Source organism: Lachnoclostridium sp. Marseille-P6806 (assembly GCF_900625025.1).
Classification (GTDB): Bacteria; Bacillota; Clostridia; order Lachnospirales; family Lachnospiraceae; genus CAG-791.
Window position 1 is genome coordinate 13,916 of the sequence record NZ_LR130575.1, and the last position, 19,485, is coordinate 33,400.

At 58.8% G+C, this 19,485-nt stretch carries 19 protein-coding genes; all 19 read left to right on the top strand.

The window, feature by feature from the left end; all coding sequences use genetic code 11:
* Window position 1 precedes the first annotated feature (1 nt).
* Window positions 2–1,165, top strand: a complete 1,164-nt coding sequence (locus E0E20_RS02490) for an endonuclease/exonuclease/phosphatase family protein (RefSeq protein ID WP_242622624.1) — start codon at window positions 2–4, stop codon at window positions 1,163–1,165.
* A gap of 256 nt (window positions 1,166–1,421) precedes the next feature.
* Window positions 1,422–2,141, top strand: a complete 720-nt coding sequence (locus E0E20_RS02495) for an IMP cyclohydrolase (protein WP_330508754.1) — start codon at window positions 1,422–1,424, stop codon at window positions 2,139–2,141.
* Between the two features lie 21 nt (window positions 2,142–2,162).
* The gene (locus E0E20_RS02500; protein ID WP_130836520.1) at window positions 2,163–3,341 is read left to right on the top strand and encodes a phosphoribosylaminoimidazolecarboxamide formyltransferase; all 1,179 of its coding nucleotides are present in this window, start codon (window positions 2,163–2,165) and stop codon (window positions 3,339–3,341) included.
* Window positions 3,342–3,430: 89 nt separating this feature from the next.
* Window positions 3,431–3,988 carry a 2-C-methyl-D-erythritol 2,4-cyclodiphosphate synthase gene (gene ispF / locus E0E20_RS02505; protein ID WP_130836521.1) on the top strand — a complete coding sequence of 186 codons (558 nt, stop codon included), beginning with the start codon at window positions 3,431–3,433 and terminating at the stop codon, window positions 3,986–3,988.
* A gap of 11 nt (window positions 3,989–3,999) precedes the next feature.
* A complete protein-coding gene (cysS, locus tag E0E20_RS02510; protein WP_130836935.1) occupies window positions 4,000–5,487 on the top strand; it encodes a cysteine--tRNA ligase in 1,488 nt (495 codons plus the stop codon).
* A complete protein-coding gene (locus E0E20_RS02515) occupies window positions 5,472–5,894 on the top strand; it encodes a Mini-ribonuclease 3 (RefSeq protein ID WP_130836522.1) in 423 nt (140 codons plus the stop codon). The genes cysS and E0E20_RS02515 overlap by 16 nt, the downstream gene beginning before the upstream one ends.
* Window positions 5,895–5,962: 68 nt before the next feature.
* Complete coding sequence (gene rlmB / locus E0E20_RS02520; protein WP_242622649.1) at window positions 5,963–6,685, top strand: 23S rRNA (guanosine(2251)-2'-O)-methyltransferase RlmB; 723 nt, start codon at window positions 5,963–5,965, stop codon at window positions 6,683–6,685.
* 88 nt (window positions 6,686–6,773) lie between these two features.
* Window positions 6,774–7,448: a sigma-70 family RNA polymerase sigma factor gene (locus E0E20_RS02525; protein WP_165443947.1), complete on the top strand. Its 675-nt coding sequence runs from the start codon at window positions 6,774–6,776 to the stop codon at window positions 7,446–7,448.
* 122 nt (window positions 7,449–7,570) lie between these two features.
* On the top strand, window positions 7,571–7,777 hold the full coding sequence (rpmE, locus tag E0E20_RS02530) for a 50S ribosomal protein L31 (RefSeq protein WP_130836525.1): 207 nt from the start codon (window positions 7,571–7,573) through the stop codon (window positions 7,775–7,777).
* A gap of 93 nt (window positions 7,778–7,870) precedes the next feature.
* Window positions 7,871–8,890 (top strand): DUF1385 domain-containing protein, encoded by a 1,020-nt coding sequence (locus E0E20_RS02535; protein WP_130836526.1) that lies wholly within the window; start codon window positions 7,871–7,873, stop codon window positions 8,888–8,890.
* On the top strand, window positions 8,887–9,744 hold the full coding sequence (prmC, locus tag E0E20_RS02540; protein ID WP_130836527.1) for a peptide chain release factor N(5)-glutamine methyltransferase: 858 nt from the start codon (window positions 8,887–8,889) through the stop codon (window positions 9,742–9,744). The genes E0E20_RS02535 and prmC overlap by 4 nt, the downstream gene beginning before the upstream one ends.
* Window positions 9,745–9,769: 25 nt before the next feature.
* Window positions 9,770–10,861: a peptide chain release factor 1 gene (prfA, locus tag E0E20_RS02545; RefSeq protein ID WP_130836528.1), complete on the top strand. Its 1,092-nt coding sequence runs from the start codon at window positions 9,770–9,772 to the stop codon at window positions 10,859–10,861.
* A 127-nt stretch (window positions 10,862–10,988) separates the two neighbouring features.
* Entirely contained in the window at window positions 10,989–12,131 is a 1,143-nt protein-coding gene (gene pheA / locus E0E20_RS02550; protein WP_130836529.1) for a prephenate dehydratase, read from the top strand.
* A 66-nt stretch (window positions 12,132–12,197) separates the two neighbouring features.
* On the top strand, window positions 12,198–13,748 hold the full coding sequence (locus tag E0E20_RS02555; RefSeq protein WP_130836530.1) for a Ppx/GppA phosphatase family protein: 1,551 nt from the start codon (window positions 12,198–12,200) through the stop codon (window positions 13,746–13,748).
* 67 nt (window positions 13,749–13,815) lie between these two features.
* Complete coding sequence (locus E0E20_RS02560; protein WP_442911470.1) at window positions 13,816–16,023, top strand: RNA degradosome polyphosphate kinase; 2,208 nt, start codon at window positions 13,816–13,818, stop codon at window positions 16,021–16,023.
* Between the two features lie 45 nt (window positions 16,024–16,068).
* Window positions 16,069–16,326 carry a glyoxalase gene (locus E0E20_RS02565; protein WP_130836532.1) on the top strand — a complete coding sequence of 86 codons (258 nt, stop codon included), beginning with the start codon at window positions 16,069–16,071 and terminating at the stop codon, window positions 16,324–16,326.
* Window positions 16,327–16,359: 33 nt separating this feature from the next.
* On the top strand, window positions 16,360–17,190 hold the full coding sequence (locus E0E20_RS02570; RefSeq protein ID WP_130836533.1) for a DNA-3-methyladenine glycosylase family protein: 831 nt from the start codon (window positions 16,360–16,362) through the stop codon (window positions 17,188–17,190).
* Between the two features lie 172 nt (window positions 17,191–17,362).
* Window positions 17,363–17,647, top strand: coding sequence for a co-chaperone GroES (locus E0E20_RS02575; RefSeq protein WP_130836534.1), 285 nt, complete (start codon window positions 17,363–17,365; stop codon window positions 17,645–17,647).
* Window positions 17,648–17,730: 83 nt separating this feature from the next.
* Window positions 17,731–19,347 carry a chaperonin GroEL gene (gene groL / locus E0E20_RS02580; protein ID WP_130836535.1) on the top strand — a complete coding sequence of 539 codons (1,617 nt, stop codon included), beginning with the start codon at window positions 17,731–17,733 and terminating at the stop codon, window positions 19,345–19,347.
* Window positions 19,348–19,485 lie beyond the last annotated feature (138 nt).

A 19,485-nucleotide genomic window follows, 5' to 3' on the forward strand; every position in this document is an offset into this window, starting at 1 on the left:
TGTGAGAAGCAGAAAGAAACGTGAGAGAACAGCCGGCAGACGGATCCGGAGAATTGCCGCGGTTGTGATTCTGGCGCCGCTCCTTATTCTGGGCGCTGTGCTGGGCTGGCTTACGCTTGCCGAGTACCGCCCGGCGGATGTGGAGGCGCTCGAAATACGATACGGCGGGGAGAATGCCGACGCGGCCGCGCAGACGGCAGCGGGAGCTCCGGTGTCGTCCGGGGATGCCCTGAAGATCATGACATGGAATATCGGTTATGGCTGTCTGGGCGATAATGCCGACTTTTTCATGGACGGCGGCACGCATGTGAAGACGGCCGACCGCCATCGTCTTGCAGAAAATATGGAGGCCATTCTTGAGGAACTCCGGCAGGAGGCCCCGGACGCGGTGCTGCTGCAGGAGGTCGATGCCGGTTCTGCAAGATCGTATAACCTTGACGAGACAGCTCTTCTGCACGCGGCCTTTCCGGAGCAGGCGGGCAGCGTGGCGCCCAATATGCGCGTTCCCTTTATTCCGTATCCCATTCCGCCCATCGGTAAAGTGGATGCGGGCGTTATGACTCTCAGCCGCCTCCGGGTCACGGATGCGGCGCGGCTTCAGCTTCCGGTTCCCTTTACATGGCCGGTGCGGATTGCAAATCTGAAGCGCTGCCTGATGGCGAGCCGGATTCCGGTTGTGGATGAAAACAATGCGGAAACCGGGAAAGAGCTGGTTCTGGTCAATCTTCATCTGGAGGCCTATGACAGCGGCGAGGGGAAAGCGGCGCAGACGGCGATGCTGCGGGATTTTCTCAACGAGGAGGCGGCAAAAGGCAATTACGTGATTGCCGGAGGGGATTTCAACCAGCGTTTTTCCAGTGTTGATCCGTCGCTTTATCCGGAGTTGGAGGGAATGTGGCACTGCGGTGAGCTGGATGTGAGTGAATTCGGCGATGAATGGGACTTTGTGACGGACGCCGGAACGCCGACCTGCCGCTCTCTTGACAAGTCCTATGTGAATGCGGACGGAACCGCGCCGTCTCACGATCCGTCGGCGTTTCAATTCTATGTGATCGACGGCTTTATCATTTCCCGGAACGTGGAGCTTGCCGATGTGAGAACAAAGGATCTGGGCTTTGCGCATTCGGATCATAACCCGGTCGTTATGCAGGTGACGCTGCGCTGAGAAATCTGTGCCATGTATGAAAGACGTGCGGGCCGCCATGCGGAGCTCAAAATGCTACGCATTTTTCGCTCTCGGGCTGCGCCCTATGGACTAAATTTAACAGACATGTCCTTACGTGCAGGCACGACGTACATGTCTGTTAAATTTAGTCCGCATGGCTTTGTTTTGTGATATAATCCATAACCATAAATCATGGCTTGTGGGCTGTCTGTTTATGATGCGGATTCCGCACAGGCGTTTCGGCATGGAGGGGACTATGGTCAATTTGGAGAAAGAGCTCGGCGGAAATGAGTATCCCGGCAGAGGAATCGTGATTGGCCGGACGGCGGACGGAAACCGGGCGGTCATTGCGTATTTTATTATGGGGCGCAGCGCCAACAGCCGCAACCGCGTTTTTGTGACGGACGGAGACGGAATCCGGACGCAGGCGTTTGATCCCTCGAAAATGGAGGATCCCAGTCTCATTATCTATGCGCCGGTCCGTGTCTACGGAAACAAGACCATTGTGACGAACGGCGATCAGACGGACACGATTTACGAGGGACTCGACAGACAGCTTACCTTTGAGGAATCGTTGCGAGAGCGGGAATTCGAGCCGGATGCGCCGAATTACACGCCTCGTATTTCCGGCGTGCTCCACATCGAGGGCGGTCAGTACAATTATGCCATGTCCATTCTGAAGAGCAATCACGGAGACCTCTCCGAGTGTCAGCGCTTTACCTTTGCCTATTCCAATCCGCGCCCGGGTGAGGGACATTTCCTTCATACGTATATGGGAGACGGGAATCCGCTGCCGAGCTTTGAGGGCGAGCCCACGCCGGTGGCTCTGGATGAGGAGCTGCTCTCCTCCATCGATGTCTTTGCAGAGAGAGTATGGAACGCGCTGAATGAGGAGAACCGGGTTTCACTGTTCACTCGCTTTATTGATCTTAAGACCGGTGCCTTTGAGAGCCGCATCGTGAACAAAAATACCTGAAAACCGTGTCGGAGGTTTTATATGAATGAACTGGAACTGAAATATGGCTGCAATCCGAATCAGAAGCCGTCCCGCGTCTGTATGGCGGACGGCGGCGAGCTCCCGTTCCGGGTTCTGAATGGACGCCCGGGCTACATTAATCTGATGGATGCGTTTAACGGCTGGCAGCTTGTACGCGAGCTGAAGCGGGCGACGGGGAAGCCTGCGGCGGCCTCTTTCAAGCATGTTTCCCCGGCGGGTGCGGCAATTGGCCTGCCGCTCACGGATATCGAGCGAAAGATATACTGGGTGGAGGATATGGGCGAGCTGTCCCCGCTGGCCTCGGCCTACGCGCGTGCGCGCGGCGCGGACCGCATGAGCTCGTTCGGCGATTTCATTTCTCTGTCGGACGTCTGTGATCTGGACACGGCAAAGCTCATTCACCGGGAGGTATCCGACGGCGTCATTGCGCCGGGGTACACGGAGGAGGCGCTGGCGCTCCTCTCCTCCAAGAAAAAGGGCGGCTACTGCGTTCTGGAGATCAATCCGGATTATGTTCCCGATTCGCTGGAACGGAGGCAGATTTTCGGCGTTACTTTTGAGCAGGGGAGAAACGATCTGCACATCAGCGATGAGCTGTTTGCGAATATTGTCACGAAGAACCGCGAGCTTCCGCAGAGTGCAAGGGACGATCTCGCCATTGCGCTGATCACGCTGAAATACACGCAGTCCAATTCGGTCTGCTATGTTAAGGGCGGTCAGGCCATCGGCATCGGGGCGGGGCAGCAGTCGAGGATTCACTGCACGCGTCTTGCAGGCTCCAAGGCGGACAACTGGTATCTGCGGCAGAGCCCGCAGGTGCTGTCGCTCCCATTCCGTCCGGACATCCGCAGAGCGGACCGGGACAATGCGATTGACCTCTACATTGGCGAGGACTTCATGGACGTTCTCGCGGACGGACGCTGGGAGGCCGTGTTTACCGAAAGGCCGGAGGTTTTTACCGCGGAGGCGAAGCGGGCGTGGCTTGACGGAAATACGGGCGTCTCGCTGGGCTCGGATGCGTTTTTTCCGTTTGGGGACAACATCGAGAGAGCGTTCCGGAGCGGTGTCCGCTACATCGCGGAGCCGGGCGGCTCGGTGCGCGACGATCATGTGATCGCGGCGGCGGATTCCCACGATATGGTGATGTGCTTCACCGGAATACGGCTGTTCCATCACTGACTGCCGTGCGGGAGAGGGGAGCTGGTGCCGAAGATCTTCGGCACGGCTGCTGATATGTGCGCCGTACAGAAAGAAAAGAACATACGATTATGAGAATTGGAACAGGATATGACGTGCACCGCCTTGTCGAGGGCAGAGAGCTGATTCTCGGAGGCGTTCATGTGCCATATGAAAAAGGTCTGCTCGGCCACTCGGATGCGGACGTCCTCGCCCATGCGGTGATGGACGCGCTTCTCGGGGCGGCGGCGCTGGGCGATATCGGCAAACTCTTCCCCGACAGCGACGAGAGCTACCGGGGAGCGGACTCCCTGAAGCTGATGGAGCGGGTCGCCGGGCTGCTTGGTGAGAACGGCTTTATTATCGAGAACGTCGACGCGACGGTGATTGCGCAGGCGCCCAAGCTCCGGCCCTTTATCGACGCGATGCGCGCTAATATGGCGGCGGCGCTCGGCATCGACGTATCGCAGGTCAGCGTCAAAGCGACGACGGAGGAGCATCTGGGCTTTACCGGGAGCGGCGAGGGGATGGCGTCTCAGGCTGCGGCGCTCCTCAGTACGGCGATGGAGGCCTGTTCGCAGGTGGTCGGTCCGGACGCCCCGGCGGGCGGGAGGTGTCCCGGCTGCGGCGGCTGTGCGGCAGGACAATAAGGATGGCAGAAATGGAAATTTATAACGACCTCTCAAAACAGAAAGAAGAATTTCGGCCGATCACGCCCGGCGAAGTAAAAATGTATGTCTGCGGGCCGACGGTGTACAACCTCATTCATATCGGAAACGCCAGACCGATGATCTTTTTTGACACGGTCCGGCGGTATTTCGAGTACCGGGGCTACCGGGTCCGCTTTGTCTCGAATTTTACGGATATCGACGATAAGATCATCCAGAAAGCCAACGAGGAGGGCGTCGACGCCTCGGTGATTTCCGAGCGCTACATTGCGGAGTGCCGGAAAGATATGGAGACGCTGAACGTCCGCACCGCCACGGTTCATCCGCAGGCGACGCAGGAAATTCAGGGGATGATCGACATGATTCAGAGCCTTGTCGACAAGGGCTTTGCCTATGCGGCGGCGGACGGCACGGTGTACTACCGGACGAGAAAATTCCCGGAGTATGGCAAGCTCTCGCACCGAAACGTCGATGATCTGCGCTCCGGGGCCCGGACTCTTCTGGTTACCGGCGAGGATCAGAAAGAGGATCCGCTGGATTTCGTACTATGGAAGCCGAAAAAGGAGGGGGAGCCCTACTGGACCTCTCCGTGGTGCGACGGGCGCCCCGGCTGGCATATCGAGTGCTCGGTCATGAGCAAGCGGTATCTCGGCGACACGATGGACATTCACGGGGGCGGAGAGGACCTGATTTTCCCGCACCATGAAAATGAAATCGCGCAGTCCGAGGCATCGAACGGGGCGGAATTTGCGCGTTACTGGATGCACAATGCGTTCCTCAACATTGACAATCACAAGATGAGCAAATCTGCGGGAAACTTCTTCACGGTGCGCGATATCACGTCGCAGTACGATCCGAATGTGGTGCGCTATTTCATGCTGACCGTGCACTACCGGAGCCCGCTCAATTTCAGCAGGGAGCTTATGGAGTCGGCAAAGACCTCCTACGAGCGTATCTGCAACTGCGCGGCGAACCTCGCCTATCTCGAGGAGCGCGCGGCAGGAACGGACGCGGGAGCGGAGGGGCGTACAGCACGCACAGCGGCGGAGGCGGCTTCGCTTTTTGCTCCGGCGGCCGGCATGAGCGAGGCGGAGACAGGGCTTCTTTCCGAGGCCGACGCATTCCGTGTCCGCTTTGAAAAGGTCATGGATGATGATTTCAATACGGCAGACGCCATTTCCACCGTGTTTGATCTTGTCCGCTGGATCAATATTCATGCCGATGAAAACAGCTCGCTGCCGTTCCTTACGGCGCTTCACAGCGCGCTGCTGACCTTTGCCGATATCCTCGGGATCCGCATTGAGAAAGAAAACGAGGCGGACGATACTCTGGCTTCCTACGTGGAATCGAAGATTGCCGAGCGGCAGGCGGCGCGGAAAGCGCGCGATTTTGCGCTTGCCGATGCGATCCGCGATGAGCTGCGGGATCGAGGAATTTTTCTCGAGGATACGAAAGACGGCGTAAAATGGAAGAAAGCCTGATCCTCCGGTATTTTCCGGCCCAAAAGCAGGACATCCGGAGCTACTCGCCGCTCGCGCTGGCATTCATCGGCGATGCGGTCTTTTCGCTGGTGATCCGGGCGATTGTGCTGGCAGGGGGAAACCGCCCGCCGGAAAAGCTCCACAGGGAAACGAGCCGCTATGTCTGCGCGGGTGCGCAGGCGGCGATCGGCCGGGCGCTGCAGTCTCTTCTTACGGAGGAGGAGCGCAGCGTCTACCGGCGGGGGCGCAACGCGAACCCGAATCATAAGGCAAAGAACGCCACGGAAGAGGAATATATGGAGGCGACCGCGCTGGAGGCTCTGTGCGGCTGGCTCTATCTGAAAGAAGAACAGGAGCGCCTGCTGGAGCTGATCCGTGAGGGCATGCGTCTGGGAGGATATCTTTGAGAGACAACAGCAGGAAAAAATCGGATGCGGCCTTTTCTTCGCGCCGCGGAGAAAAGGATACGCTCTGCATTGAGGGCCGCAATGCGGTGATCGAGGCGCTGCGGGCGGGACGGCCCGTCGATCGTCTCTATGTGCAGGACGGCTGCCGGGACGGCGCGGTGCTGACGATCCGCCGGGAGGCGGCGAAACGGGATATCGTCACGCGCTTTGTCACAAAGGCACGTCTCGATCAGATGTCGGAGACCGGGCATCATCAGGGTGTGATCGCACATGCGGCGGCGTATCATTACAGCGAGCTTGACGAGCTGTTCCGCAGAGCGGAGGAGCGGGGAGAGGATCCGTTCTTCATTCTTCTTGATAATATCGAGGACCCGCACAATCTGGGGGCGATCATCCGGACGGCGAATACGGTCGGCGCGCAGGGTGTCATCATTCCGAAAGACCGTGCGGCGGGGCTCACGGCCACCGTGGCCAGAACCTCAGCCGGGGCTCTGAATTTTACGCCGGTCGCCCGCGTCACCAATCTGGTGGGTACCATCGAGGAGCTGAAAACGCGCGGGCTTTGGTTTGTCTGCGCGGATATGGACGGGGAGCCCATGACGCGGCTGAAGCTGAAAGGACCGATCGGCCTTGTGATCGGGGCGGAGGGAAGCGGCGTCTCCCATCTGGTGCGGGAAAAGTGCGATATGATCGCCTCGATTCCGATGAGGGGCGAGATCGAGTCGCTGAATGCGTCGGTCGCCTGCGGCGTTCTGGCGTATGAAATTCTTCGCCAGAGAACGGACGGATAAAAGCGGAAACGCCGGGCGGCCGTCAGGGCCGGACGGCAAAACTGCGGTCAGGAGAAGCGAAGAGACGTCGGAGGGAGGCGCAGGCGGCTTGCACAGGGAGCAGTACGGCAGATTTTCCGATGAGGAGCTGATCCGCCTGCACAGGGACGGGGATCCTCACGCGCAGGAGGTTCTGATTGCGCGCTATAAGGAGATGGTCCGCCGCCGGGCGGATTCCATGGCGGCGCCGACGAAAAGGCAGGGCGTTGAAAAGGCGGAGCTGATTCAGGAGGGAATGATCGGCCTGTTCCGCGCCGCGCAGGACTATGACTGCGGGCGGGACGCCTCCTATCGAACCTTTGCCGCGCTGTGTGTGGATCGCCGGATGTATACCTATATCCGGAATCATGTCCGCCTGAAGAACATGCCCCTCAACAGCGCGCTCTCTCTGCAGGCGCAGATCGCAGGCGAGGACGGGAGCGAGGAGAGCGGCGGCACGCTGGAGGATATTCTGAGCGAGCAGAATGTGCGTCATATGCCGTCCGGCGCGCTCGGGAAGAGCCCGGAGGAGCAGCTCATCGCGGAGGAGAGAATGGAAACGCTCCTGCTCCGCATGGAGGAGACGCTGAGCGACTTCGAGACGGACGTCTGCTATCTGATGCAGACCGGAATCGGCTATGCGGAGATCGCGCGGATTCTGAACCGCGACGCCAAGTCCGTCGACAATGCGATTCAGAGGGTACGCGGCAAGCTGCGGCGGATCCTGAAAGAGAGGGAACGGTGAGTGGGGAATATCCGCCAAATAACCCTTGCATTTCCCTGATTTCCTGTGTTATCATGAATGAGCTGTTCTGAGAGACAGACAATTACAACAGGTTTCTGTTGATGGATAGAGAGGTGAGAAGCATGAAGGAAGGAATTCATCCCGAGTATTATCAGGCAACTGTTACCTGCAACTGCGGCAACACGTTTGTGACCGGCTCTACGAAGCCTGAGATTCACGTAGAGGTCTGCTCCAAGTGCCATTCGTTCTACACCGGCCAGCAGAAAGCGGCGGCGGCCAAGGGACGTATCGACAGATTCAATAAGAGATACGGTGTCAAGGCTGACTGATTTTAACAGGGTCGACATGCAGAGAGGTTGGGGCGGCTGTCCCAGCCTTTTTTGTGTTTTGTGACAGGCGGAAACGGACGGGGACGGAAGCGTATGGCAGAGCAGCGGGAAAAACAGAAGCGGCAGAGACAGGAGAAGCGGCCCGGGAGACAAAAGCAGCATTACTCCGGCATCGGCGGACAGGCCGTGCTTGAAGGCGTCATGATGAAGAACGGCAGCATGTACGCGGTGGCGGTGCGCAGGCCCGACGGGCAGATTGAGACGGAGGTCGACGAGTACCACGGGCCTCTCGAAAATACGATCTGGACAAAGCTTCCCTTTGTCCGCGGCGTATTCGTCTTTCTGGATTCTCTGATTCTCGGGATGAAGAGCCTCAGCTTTTCGACCTCCTTTTATGAGGAGGAGACGGAGGAGCCGACAAAACTCGACCGGGCGCTCGACCGGATCTCCGGCGGCAAGGGGGAAAAGCTGATCAAGACCTTTACCATGGTGATGTCGTTTCTCTTTGCCATCGGACTTTTTGTCGTTCTGCCGCTCTGGGTTTCCGAACGGCTGAACGTGTTTATCCGCAGCGCCTCGCTCATGGCGATCATAGAGGGCGTTCTCCGTCTCGTCTTTTTTCTTGTCTACATCGTGGCGATCAGCGCGATGAAAGACATCCGCAGGCTGTACCAGTATCACGGCGCGGAGCATAAGTGCATCAACTGCCTGGAGAGCGGGAAGCCGCTGACCGTCCGCAATGTGCGGCGGAGCACGCGCTTTCACCGGCGCTGCGGGAGCAGCTTTCTGATTCTGGTGGTGCTGGTGAGCATCGTGCTGTTCTTCTTTATCCGCGTGGACAGCCGCGTGCTGCGTCTTCTCCTGCGCTTTGTCCTGATCCCCGTCATTTCGGGAATTTCCTACGAGATTATCCGGCTCGCCGGACGCGGGGACAACTTGTTTCTTCGCGTTCTTTCGGCACCGGGGCTCTGGCTTCAAAGGATCACGACAAAGGAGCCGGACAACGAGATGATACGGGTCGCGATTGCCTCGGTGGAGGCCGTCTGCGACTGGAAGCGCTATCTCCGGGAGGAGTTCGGCTATACAGAGCAGGAGCTCGAGGAGTCTCTATGACGTACAGGGAGCTCTATGAAAGCGGTCTGGCGGCGCTCCGGTCGATGACGCCGCCCGATGAGGACGCGGCGCTGGATGCCCGGCTTTTTCTCGAGGCGGTGTGCGGAACCGATCAGCAGACCCTCCTGTGCCACGGGGAGAGGCCGGTTTCCGCGGAGGAGCGCGGCGCCTATGAGGGGATGATCGCGCGCCGGGCAGCGCATGAGCCGGCGGCCTATATCCTCGGCAAGCAGTATTTTATGGGACTGCGCTTTCACGTGACGGAGGCGGTGCTCATTCCGGAGCAGGATACGGAAATCCTTGCCGAGGAGGCGCTCCGGGAGCTTCACGACGGAATGCGGGTGCTCGATCTCTGCACCGGGAGCGGCTGCATTCTGCTGAGCCTCCTGCACTATTCCAATGATACGAGCGGCGTCGGAACCGATCTCTCGCCGGGAGCCCTTGCTGTGGCAGAGGAAAACGCGCGGGCTCTGGGGCTTTCGGACCGCTGCTCCTTTCTGGAGGGCGATCTCTACGACGCGCTTCCGGCAGAGCGCTCCGGGCGCTTTCACCTTGCGGTGTCCAATCCGCCGTATATCGCGTCATCGGTGATACCGACGCTGATGGAGGAGGTGCGTTGCGCCGAACCGCGCATGGCGCTCGACGGCGGAGCGGACGGACTCGATTTTTACCGGAGGATCCTTGCGGGGATCCGCGGCAGGCTTGCGACCGGAGGGCTGCTTCTTATGGAGATCGGCTATGATCAGGGAGAGGCGGTGTCCTCGCTCATGCGGGAGCAGGGCTTTCGGGAGCTGCGGGTCGTAAAGGATTACGGCGGGAGGGACCGCGTCGTCCGGGGCGAGCTCGGCGGATAAAGGCAGGTGTACCATGCAGGATTCGATGTTGAATAAATTGCAGGCGCTCTCCGTGCGGAGCGAGGATATCACCCGCGAGCTGGCGGAGCTGGGGACGGCGAACGATCAGGGACGCTTCCGCTCGCTGATGAAGGAGCAGAATGAGCTTCGCCCTCTCGTGGAGACGTTTTCGGCGTATCAAAGGGCGCTCCGCGACATGGAGGATTCGCTTTCGCTCATGGAGGGAGAAACGGACCCTGAAATGAAGAGCATGCTCCGGGAGGAGCTGGCGGCGGCGAAAGCGTCGGCGGCGGAGCGGGAGGAGGAGCTGCGGGTTCTCCTCCTGCCCAAGGACCCCAATGATGAGAGAGACGTCATCATCGAGCTTCGGGCCGGGGCGGGCGGCGACGAGGCGGCGCTGTTTGCGGCCGAGCTCTATCGGATGTACGTTCATTATGCGGAAAAACGCGGATGGCGCGTCGCCACGGAGGAGTATGAGGAGATCGGGATCGGGGGAATGAAAAACGTCACCTTTACGGTTTCGGGGCAGGGCGCGTTCTCGCGCTTCAAATATGAGAGCGGGGTGCACCGCGTACAGCGTGTGCCCGAGACGGAATCGGGCGGACGGATCCACACCTCGACCTGTACCGTGGCCGTCATGCCCGAGATTTCCGACGAGATCGGGCTGGATATTCCGGCGTCGGATGTGCGCATGGATATCACCCGCGCCTCGGGGAACGGGGGGCAGGGCGTGAACACCACGGATTCCGCGGTGCGCCTTACGCATCTGCCGACCGGCATCGTGATCTATTCCCAGACGGAGCGCTCCCAGCTTCAGAACAAGGCCAAGGCATGGGCGCTGCTGCGCTCCAAGCTGTATGATCTGGAGCAGCAGAGGCGCCATGACGAGGAGGCCGATCTGCGCCGCAGTCAGGTGGGGACGGGGGACCGCTCCGAGAAGATCCGCACATATAATTTCCCGCAGGGACGTGTTACGGATCACCGGATCAAGCTGACGCTGCACCGGATCGAGGATATTCTGGAGGGCGATCTCGACGAGCTCATTGATGCGCTGACCGCCGCGGATCAGGCGGCGAAGCTGCTCAAAATGAGCGAGCGGGAATCGTCCGTGTTATGATAAAATAAGCGCAGGCATAAACGTGCCGGCCGTTCTCCGTCAGAGTGGCGGGGAGCGGGCCGGCTTTTCCGTATCGTGCGGGGCGCTGCGCGTCTCGCACCAAGGTGCTTCGGCATGGAGGAATCGGATGAGCGATTCACTGGGAGAGCTTGAAAACTGCCGGTCTGAGATCGACGAAATCGACAGGCAGATCGTGGCGCTGTACGAGCGGCGGATGAGCGTGTCCGAGCGGGTCGCCGCGTATAAGATCCGGACGGGGAAGAAGATTCTCGATCCCGCGCGGGAGCAGGAAAAGCTCCGCACTCTGGAAAGTCTTGCGCACGGCGGCTTCAATCAGAGAGGCGTGCGGGAGCTGTTCCAGCAGATCATGTCCATCAGCCGGAAAAAGCAGTATCAGCTCGTGCAGGAGAGCGGCGGCATGAGCCGTCTTCCTTTTATCCCGGTGGATCAGATCGGGGGAGCGGAATGCCGCGTCGTCTATCAAGGGGCGAAAGGCTCGTACTCCGAGGAGGCGCTGCGCCGGTTTTTCGGGAGCGAAAGCGCCAGCCTCGCGGTGGAGAGCTGGCGGGACGCCATGACGGCCATCGAGGAGGGGAGCGCCGATTACGCGGTTCTTCCGATTGAAAACTCCACGGCGGGCATCGTCTCGCAGATATATGATCTGCTTGCGGAATATGAAAACTACATTGTCGGAGAACAGATTCTGCCGGTCCGGCACTGCCTCATGGGGGTTCCGGGAACGACGCTCGATTCGATCCGGACAGTGTATTCCCACGCGCAGTCACTGATGCAGAGCGAGCGTTTTCTTTCGGAGCATGCCTCATGGCAGCAGGTCAGCATGCAGAACAACGCCTTTGCCGCAAAAAAAGTAGCGGAGGACGGCGATATTCATGCCGCGGCGATTGCGGGGGCCTATGCGGCGGAGGCGTACGGGCTCGGGATCCTCGCGGAGGGGATCAATTCCTCCGAGACCAATTCAACCCGCTTTATCATCTGCACCAATCAGAAAGTATTCCGCCGGGACGCGTGCAAGATCAGTCTCTGCCTTGAGATTCCTCACGAGAGCGGGTCCCTGTATCGGATATTGTCGCATTTTATTTATAATGATCTCAGTATGAACAGGATCGAGAGCCGTCCGATCGAGGGGCGGAACTGGGAATACCGTTTTTTTATTGATTTTGAGGGGAACCTCGGGGACAGCGGCGTGCGAAACGCGCTGCGCGGCCTCCGGGACGAGGCGAGAAATCTCAGAATTCTGGGCAATTACTGAGTCCGGCTGCGGCACCGGCAGGCAGTTTGCGGGGCAAGGCCGGATAAAACGAAAGCGGGGGAATCCATGGCAGTCAATACCTTTGGGGCGATCGACGTCGGCTCCGACGAAATCACGCTGACCATCGCGGAATGCTCTGTAAAGAAAGGCATCCGCATCATCGATCAGGTGACGCACCGCATCAATCTGGGGACAGACACGTTCCAGACAGGAAAAATCAGCTACCGGCATGTGGCGGAGCTCAAGCGTTTGCTCGCCGAATACCGGCGGATTATGGACAACTACGGCGTCACGGACTATAAGGCCTACGGCACAAGCGCGATCCGGGAGATGGTGAACCGGACGGTCGTTCTGAGTGAAATCGAGCAGCAGACGGGCATACATATCGATACGCTGTCCAACTCGGAGCAGCGCTTTCTGGATTATAAGTCCATTGCGGCAAAGGGTGAGGGCTTTGCCCGGATCATCGAGAAAGGGACGGCCATCGTCGACATCGGCGGCAGTTCCATCCAGATATCGCTCTTTGACAAGGACCGTCTGGTGACGACGCAGAATATGAAGCTCGGCGTGCTGCGCCTCCACGACCAGATGCACAACATCGACGCGGGGGCGAACCGCCGGGATTATATCATCGAGGAGCTGGTTAATTCGCAGCTTCGGGTGTTTACGAATTTGTACCTGCAGGACGGGCGGATCCCGAACATCATCATTGTCGACGACTATATTTCCCCTGTTGTGCAGAAGCGGGAGATCTCGGGAAAGGAGACGCCGGGTTATATCGGGAGCGCCGAGTTCCTTGCGTTCATGGACATGGCGCACGGCATGAATCCGCAGGATCTGGCGGCGCGTCTCGGGATTCCGGACGACAACATTCCGCTCTTTTATCTGAGCGGTGTGCTGATCCGCTGCATTGTACGGGCGTTCGGTACGGAGCTTCTCTGGGCGCCGGGCGTGACGCTCTGCGACGGAATGATCTACGAGTATGCTGAGGCGCATCGCTTCATTCCCCCCACGCATGATTTTGAGGAGGATATCATCGCCTGCGCGGAAAACATTGCCAGACGCTATATGGGGCTGCGCGAGCGGCGGGAGGCGATGCAGAATATCGCTCTGAAAATCTTTGACAGCACGACGAAGTACCACGGGCTGGGGCGGCGCGAGCGTCTTCTGCTCCGCATTGCTGCCATCCTGCATGACTGCGGGAAGTACATCAGTATGACGGGAGCCGCGGAGTGCGGTTATAACATTATCCTATCGACGGAGATCATCGGCCTCTCGCATGTGGAGCGGGAGATCGTGGCCAATGTCGTCCGCTTCAATCACACGAGCTTCATCTATTACAGCGATCCGAATCTGGTCACGGATCTGGACAGCCGCGCCTATCTCGTCATTGCGAAGCTCACGGCGATTCTTCGCATCGCGAACGGCCTTGACCGCTCGCATACGCAGAAGTTCAACGATGTGCGCATCCGTGTCGCGGACGACCGGATGAATATTCTTGTCGGAAGCGATCAGGATCTGACGATGGAGAAAGGGCTGTTTGATCGGCGGGCGGACTTCTTCGAGGAAATTTTCGGGATACGGCCGGTGATCCGGCAAAGCAAAGGGAAAGTGTAACATGAGGGAGAAGTTTGAAAAATCACGCAGATGCGCTGATTTTTCAAACGGCGATTTGGGCTTCGGCATGGGGAGTATCATGGCAGGGGAAAAGAGCAGGATCGACTATTCCGATCCGAAATACTACATTAACCGGGAGCTGAGCTGGCTGCAGTTCAATCAGCGGGTTCTCAGCGAGGCGAGGCGGCGCGACAACCGCCTCTTCGAAAGGCTGAAATTTTTAAGCATCACTTCGTCGAATCTGGATGAATTTTTTATGGTGCGGGTAGCTTCGCTCAAGGATATGGTGAGCGCGGGCTACCGCAAGCGGGACATTGCAGGCATGACCGCGGGGGAACAGCTCGAGGCGGTGCTCGCCGCGACGCGCGACTTCGTGGATATGCAGTATTTGACGTACAACCGGAGCCTCCTGCCGGCGCTTGCGAGTGAGGTCGGTCTGGAAATCGTGCCTTACGAAAGGCTCACGCCGGAGGAGGAAGAGGCGGTCAGCGGCTACTACGAGGAGGAGGTCTATCCGACGCTCACGCCGATGGCGGTGGACTCGTCTCGTCCGTTTCCGCTGATCCGCAACAAAACACTGAACATCGGGGCACTGCTCCGCCGCAAATCCGCCGGACGCAGCATTCTGTTCCGGGCAGGGCGGGGAAAAAAGAAGATTGCGGAGGGGGATGAGGCACTGGATTTCGCTGTGGTGCAGGTGCCGAGCGGTCTTCCGCGGATCAGGGTGCTTCCGTCCTCTCCGGAGGGCGGAACGCGGATCATTCTGCTGGAGGAGATCATCCGGCACAATATGCCGACGCTCTTCCTCAATTATGACGTGGTCTGCTGCTATCCGTTCCGTCTGATGCGCAACGCCGATCTTTCCATCGATGAGGACGAGGCGGAGGATCTTCTGAAAGAGATCGAGAAGCAGCTCAAGCGCCGGCAGTGGGGCGAGGCGATCCGTCTTGAGGTGGAGGATGGCATGGACGACCGGCTCCTCGCCACGCTGGAGCGCGAGCTTGCGGTGCAGCCCAATGAAATCTTTCGGATCGACGGGCCGCTGGATCTGACCTTTCTTATGAAGATGTACGGCCTCCCCGGCTTTGACGGGCAGCGAGAGCACCGCTACGCGCCGCCGCAGGAGGTGCCGGAGATCCCCGCGGGCGCGGATGTCTTCGAGGCGATCCGCAGACAGGACATCTTCATGCACCACCCTTATGAGAGCTTTCAGCCGGTCGTGAATTTTGTCGCGCAGGCGGCGGTGGACCCGGCAGTGCTCGCCATCAAGCAGACGCTCTACCGGGTGTCCGGAAATTCGCCGATCATCATGGCGCTCGCCAGAGCGGCGGAGAACGGAAAGCAGGTCATGGTGCTGGTCGAGCTCAAGGCACGCTTTGACGAGGAGCACAACATCGGCTGGGCCAAGACACTCGAGAAAGCGGGCTGCCATGTGATCTACGGCCTTGTGGGACTGAAAACCCACTCCAAGATCACGCTGGTCGTGCGCCGGGAAGAGGACGGCATCCGCCGCTACGTCCACCTTGCGACAGGAAATTACAACGATTCCACAGCGAAGCTCTATACGGATGTCGGCCTTTTTACCTGCAAGGAGCCCTACGGCGAGGACGCCACGGCGGTCTTCAACATGCTCTCCGGATATTCGGAGCCGCGGCGCTGGAACCGTCTCAGCATGGCTCCTCTGTGGCTGAAAGACCGTTTTCTCTATCTCATTGGCAGAGAACGGGATCATGCGCGGGCGGGAGAGCCGGCGCATATCATCGCCAAGATGAATTCGCTCTGCGATCCGGCCGTCATGGAGGCGCTGTACGAGGCGAGCGCCGCAGGCGTGAAAATTGAGCTGATTGTACGGGGCATCTGCTGCCTGCGGGTGGGGATTCCCGGTGTGTCGGAGAATATTACGGTGCGTTCCATCGTGGGAAATTATCTGGAGCACAGCCGCATTTTTTACTTCGAGAACGGAGGACGGAGCGAGGTTTACGCGGCCAGCGCAGACTGGATGCCCCGCAACCTTGACCGCCGCGTGGAGCTGATGTTTCCGCTGGAGGATGAGGCGATCCGTGAGAAAGCATACGCGATTCTTTGCCGACAGATCATGGATACCGAGCAGGCTCAGGTCATGACCGACGAGGGCGTATATGAGCGCGTGGATCGTCGGGGCAGAAAATCCTGCAATTCGCAGCTCGAATTTTCTGCGGAGGCGGTCGCGGCGGCGCAGCATGCCGCGGCGGTGAATACCCGTATTTTTGTTCCGGAAATGCGGCCGAACGGCTGAGGCTGAAAGAAACGCGGACGGCGGAAAATTTTGCGGAGGACGGTTATGTATGACAAGGCGGTAATTCAGTGCTTTCTGGAAAAGCAGCTTCAGCTGTTTCCCGAGGAAGTCGCGGGGACGCCCGAGGAGGCGGAGGCGTTTCTGGAGGATTGCCTCGCCGTGGTCGCAGACAGCGCGGAGGAGGTGCTGGAATATTTTGAGGAGGCCGGGGCGGATCTGGACGGCGCGACCGCGGAAACCATCGTCGGGGAGGCGGAGGTGTTTGCGGTGGGCGACGGGCGCTACCTCATCGTGGAGGGCTGAGGCAGGCGGCTCCGGAGCTGTCAGGAGAAAACCATGTACCATTGTGTGATCAATGACGATTTTGATCTGGCGAAAATTGCGGACAGCGGGCAGTGCTTTCGCTGGGAGCGTCAGTCTGCGGAGGGGGAGGAATACCGCATTATAAGCGGGGATCGATCCGTCTATGTGACAAGGATCGGAGAGCGGGAGTTCTCGTTTTCCTGTGATGAGGAAGAATTTCACGCGTTCTGGCGGAGCTATTTTGATCTGGATACCAGCTACCGGGAGATTCGGGCGGGGATTGACAAAAAGAAAGACCCGTTCCTTGCGCAGGCGGCGGAAAAGGAGCAGGGAATACGCATCCTCCGGCAGGACCCGTGGGAGACGCTTGTGAGCTTTATCATCTCGCAGAACCGGAACATCCCGACCATACGCCGCTCGATCGAAAGGCTGTGCGGGCTGGCGGGCGAGAAAAGGATGGATGCTCGGGGCTGCGTGTTTTATGCCTTTCCGGTGCCCGGGGCGGTGGCGGCGCTGGGAGAAGCGGAGCTTGCAGATTGCCGTCTGGGATACCGCGCGTCTTATGTGCACGGCGCGGCGGAGGCCGTGCGGAGCGGGGCGATTGATCTTTCATCTCTTATATCCGCAGCGCCGGAGGAGCAGGAGCGGGCGCTGACATCGCTTCGCGGCGTCGGCATCAAGGTCGCAAGCTGCGTCCGCCTGTTCGGACTGCACAGCCTCGATGCGCTTCCGATTGACGTATGGGTGCGGCGCATTCTCGACAACGAGTACCCGGACGGCTATCCGTTTGAGCGAAACGCACCGTTTAACGGCGTCATGCAGCAGTACATGTTCGCGTATTACCGGTTGCAGGCAATGTCTTGAAAACGTTGCTTTCTCCCGCAAAATATTAAGAAAAAATAAAACTGCAAATTCATACTTGCATTGCAAACGGATTGTGCTATGATATCTCACAGAGTTAGCACTCGTACCGAATGAGTGCTAACAAAAGAAATCGGTCAATACTAAGATTTTCATTATAAGAGGAGGCAGCAGCATGAAGTTAAGACCTTTAGGTGACAGAGTTGTTTTGAAGCAGCTGGAAGCGGAGACCACAACGGCGTCCGGAATTATTCTCGCAGGCGCGGAGAAAGAAAAGCCGCAGCAGGCCGAGGTTATCGCTGTGGGACCCGGCGGTGTGGTTGACGGCAAGGAAATCAAGATGGAAGTGAGCGTCGGCGATAAGGTCATCTATTCCAAGTATGCGGGGACCGAGGTCAAGTTCGGCGAGGACGCCTACATCGTTGTGAAGCAGAACGACATTCTGGCGATCATGGACTGATCTGCCGCTGTCCGCCGCCGGAGATACCGGCGGCGCAGAGACTCTGATTTATCAAAATATTTGAATTTGGAGGCGCTATTATCATGGCAAAGGAACTGAAGCACGGAACAGACGCAAGGGTCGCTCTTGCAGAGGGAATGAACAAGCTGGCGGACACCGTAAAGATTACGCTGGGGCCCAAGGGCCGCAACGTGGTGCTCGATAAGAGCTACGGCGCGCCGATCATCACCAACGACGGCGTGACCATTGCCAAGGAGATTGAGCTGGAGGACGGCTTTGAGAACATGGGCGCGCAGCTCGTCAAGCAGGTCGCAGAGAAGACCAACGACGTTGCGGGCGACGGCACCACGACGGCGACGGTTCTCGCGCAGGCGATGATCAACGAGGGCATGAAGAATCTGGCGGCCGGCGCGAATCCGATTATCCTGCGCAAGGGAATGAAGAAAGCGACGGATGCGGCGGTGGAAGCGATCAAAGAGATGGCGACACCGGTCAACGGCAAGGCTCATATCCAGCAGATCGCAACCGTTTCCTCGAGCAGCGAGGAGGTCGGCGCGATGATCGCGGACGCGATGGAAAAGGTTTCCAAGGACGGTGTTATCACCATCGAGGAATCCAAGACCATGCAGAACGAGCTGGAGCTGGTCGAGGGCATGCAGTTTGACCGCGGCTACATCAGCGCGTATATGTGCACCGACACGGAGAAGATGGAGGCGAATCTTGAGGATCCCTACATTCTGATCACAGACAGAAAGATTTCCAACATTCAGGACATTCTTCCGGTGCTTGAGAACGTTGTGAAGATGGGCGCTCCGCTTCTCATCATTGCGGAGGACGTCGAGGGAGAGGCGCTCACCACGCTGATTCTGAACAAGCTCCGCGGCACGTTCAATGTCGTCGCGATTAAGGCTCCGGGCTATGGTGACAGGAGAAAAGCGATGCTGCAGGATATCGCCATCCTGACCGGCGGCGAGGTTATCAGCTCCGAGCTCGGCCTTGAGCTCAAGGATGCGACTATGGAGCAGCTCGGCCGCGCGAAGTCCGTCAAGGTCAACAAGGAAAATACGGTCATTGTCGACGGCGAGGGTACGAAAAAGGATATCACGGACCGCATCGCGCAGATCAAGAACCAGATCGAGGAGACCACTTCCTCCTTTGATAAGGAGAAGCTGCAGGAACGTCTGGCGAAGCTCGCGGGCGGCGTCGCGGTGATCCGCGTCGGCGCGGCGACCGAGACCGAGATGAAAGAAGAGAAGTACCGCATGGAGGACGCTCTGAACGCGACCCGCGCGGCGGTCGAGGAGGGCGTTATCTTCGGAGGCGGCTCCGCATATATCCACGCTTCCGGCAAGGTCGCTGCTGCGATCGAATCGCTGGAGGGCGATGAGAAGACCGGTGCAAAGCTGGTTCTGAAAGCGCTGGAGTCCCCGCTGTATCAGATTGCAGTCAATGCCGGACTGGACGGCTCGGTGATCGTCAATAAGGTCAAGGAGTCCGAGGTCGGTGTCGGCTTCAACGCCTATACCGAGGAGTATGTCAACATGATCGAGGACGGCATCCTTGATCCCGCAAAGGTCACCCGGACCGCGCTGCAGAACGCCTGCTCCGTGGCTTCCAGCTTCCTGACCACTGAGGCGGCTGTCTCTACCATCAAGGAGCCCGCTCCGGCTGCTCCTGCAGCCCCGGCAGGGATGTACTAATTAAGAGAGCCATACACTAAGCGGCAAGAAGCCCCGCAGGCGCAAGTTTACTTGCACTCAGCGGGGCTTCTTGCCGCTTATGCACGGCGACCGCCGTGTGTAGCGAGCATCGAATGACGCGAGCTACATGTATGGCTC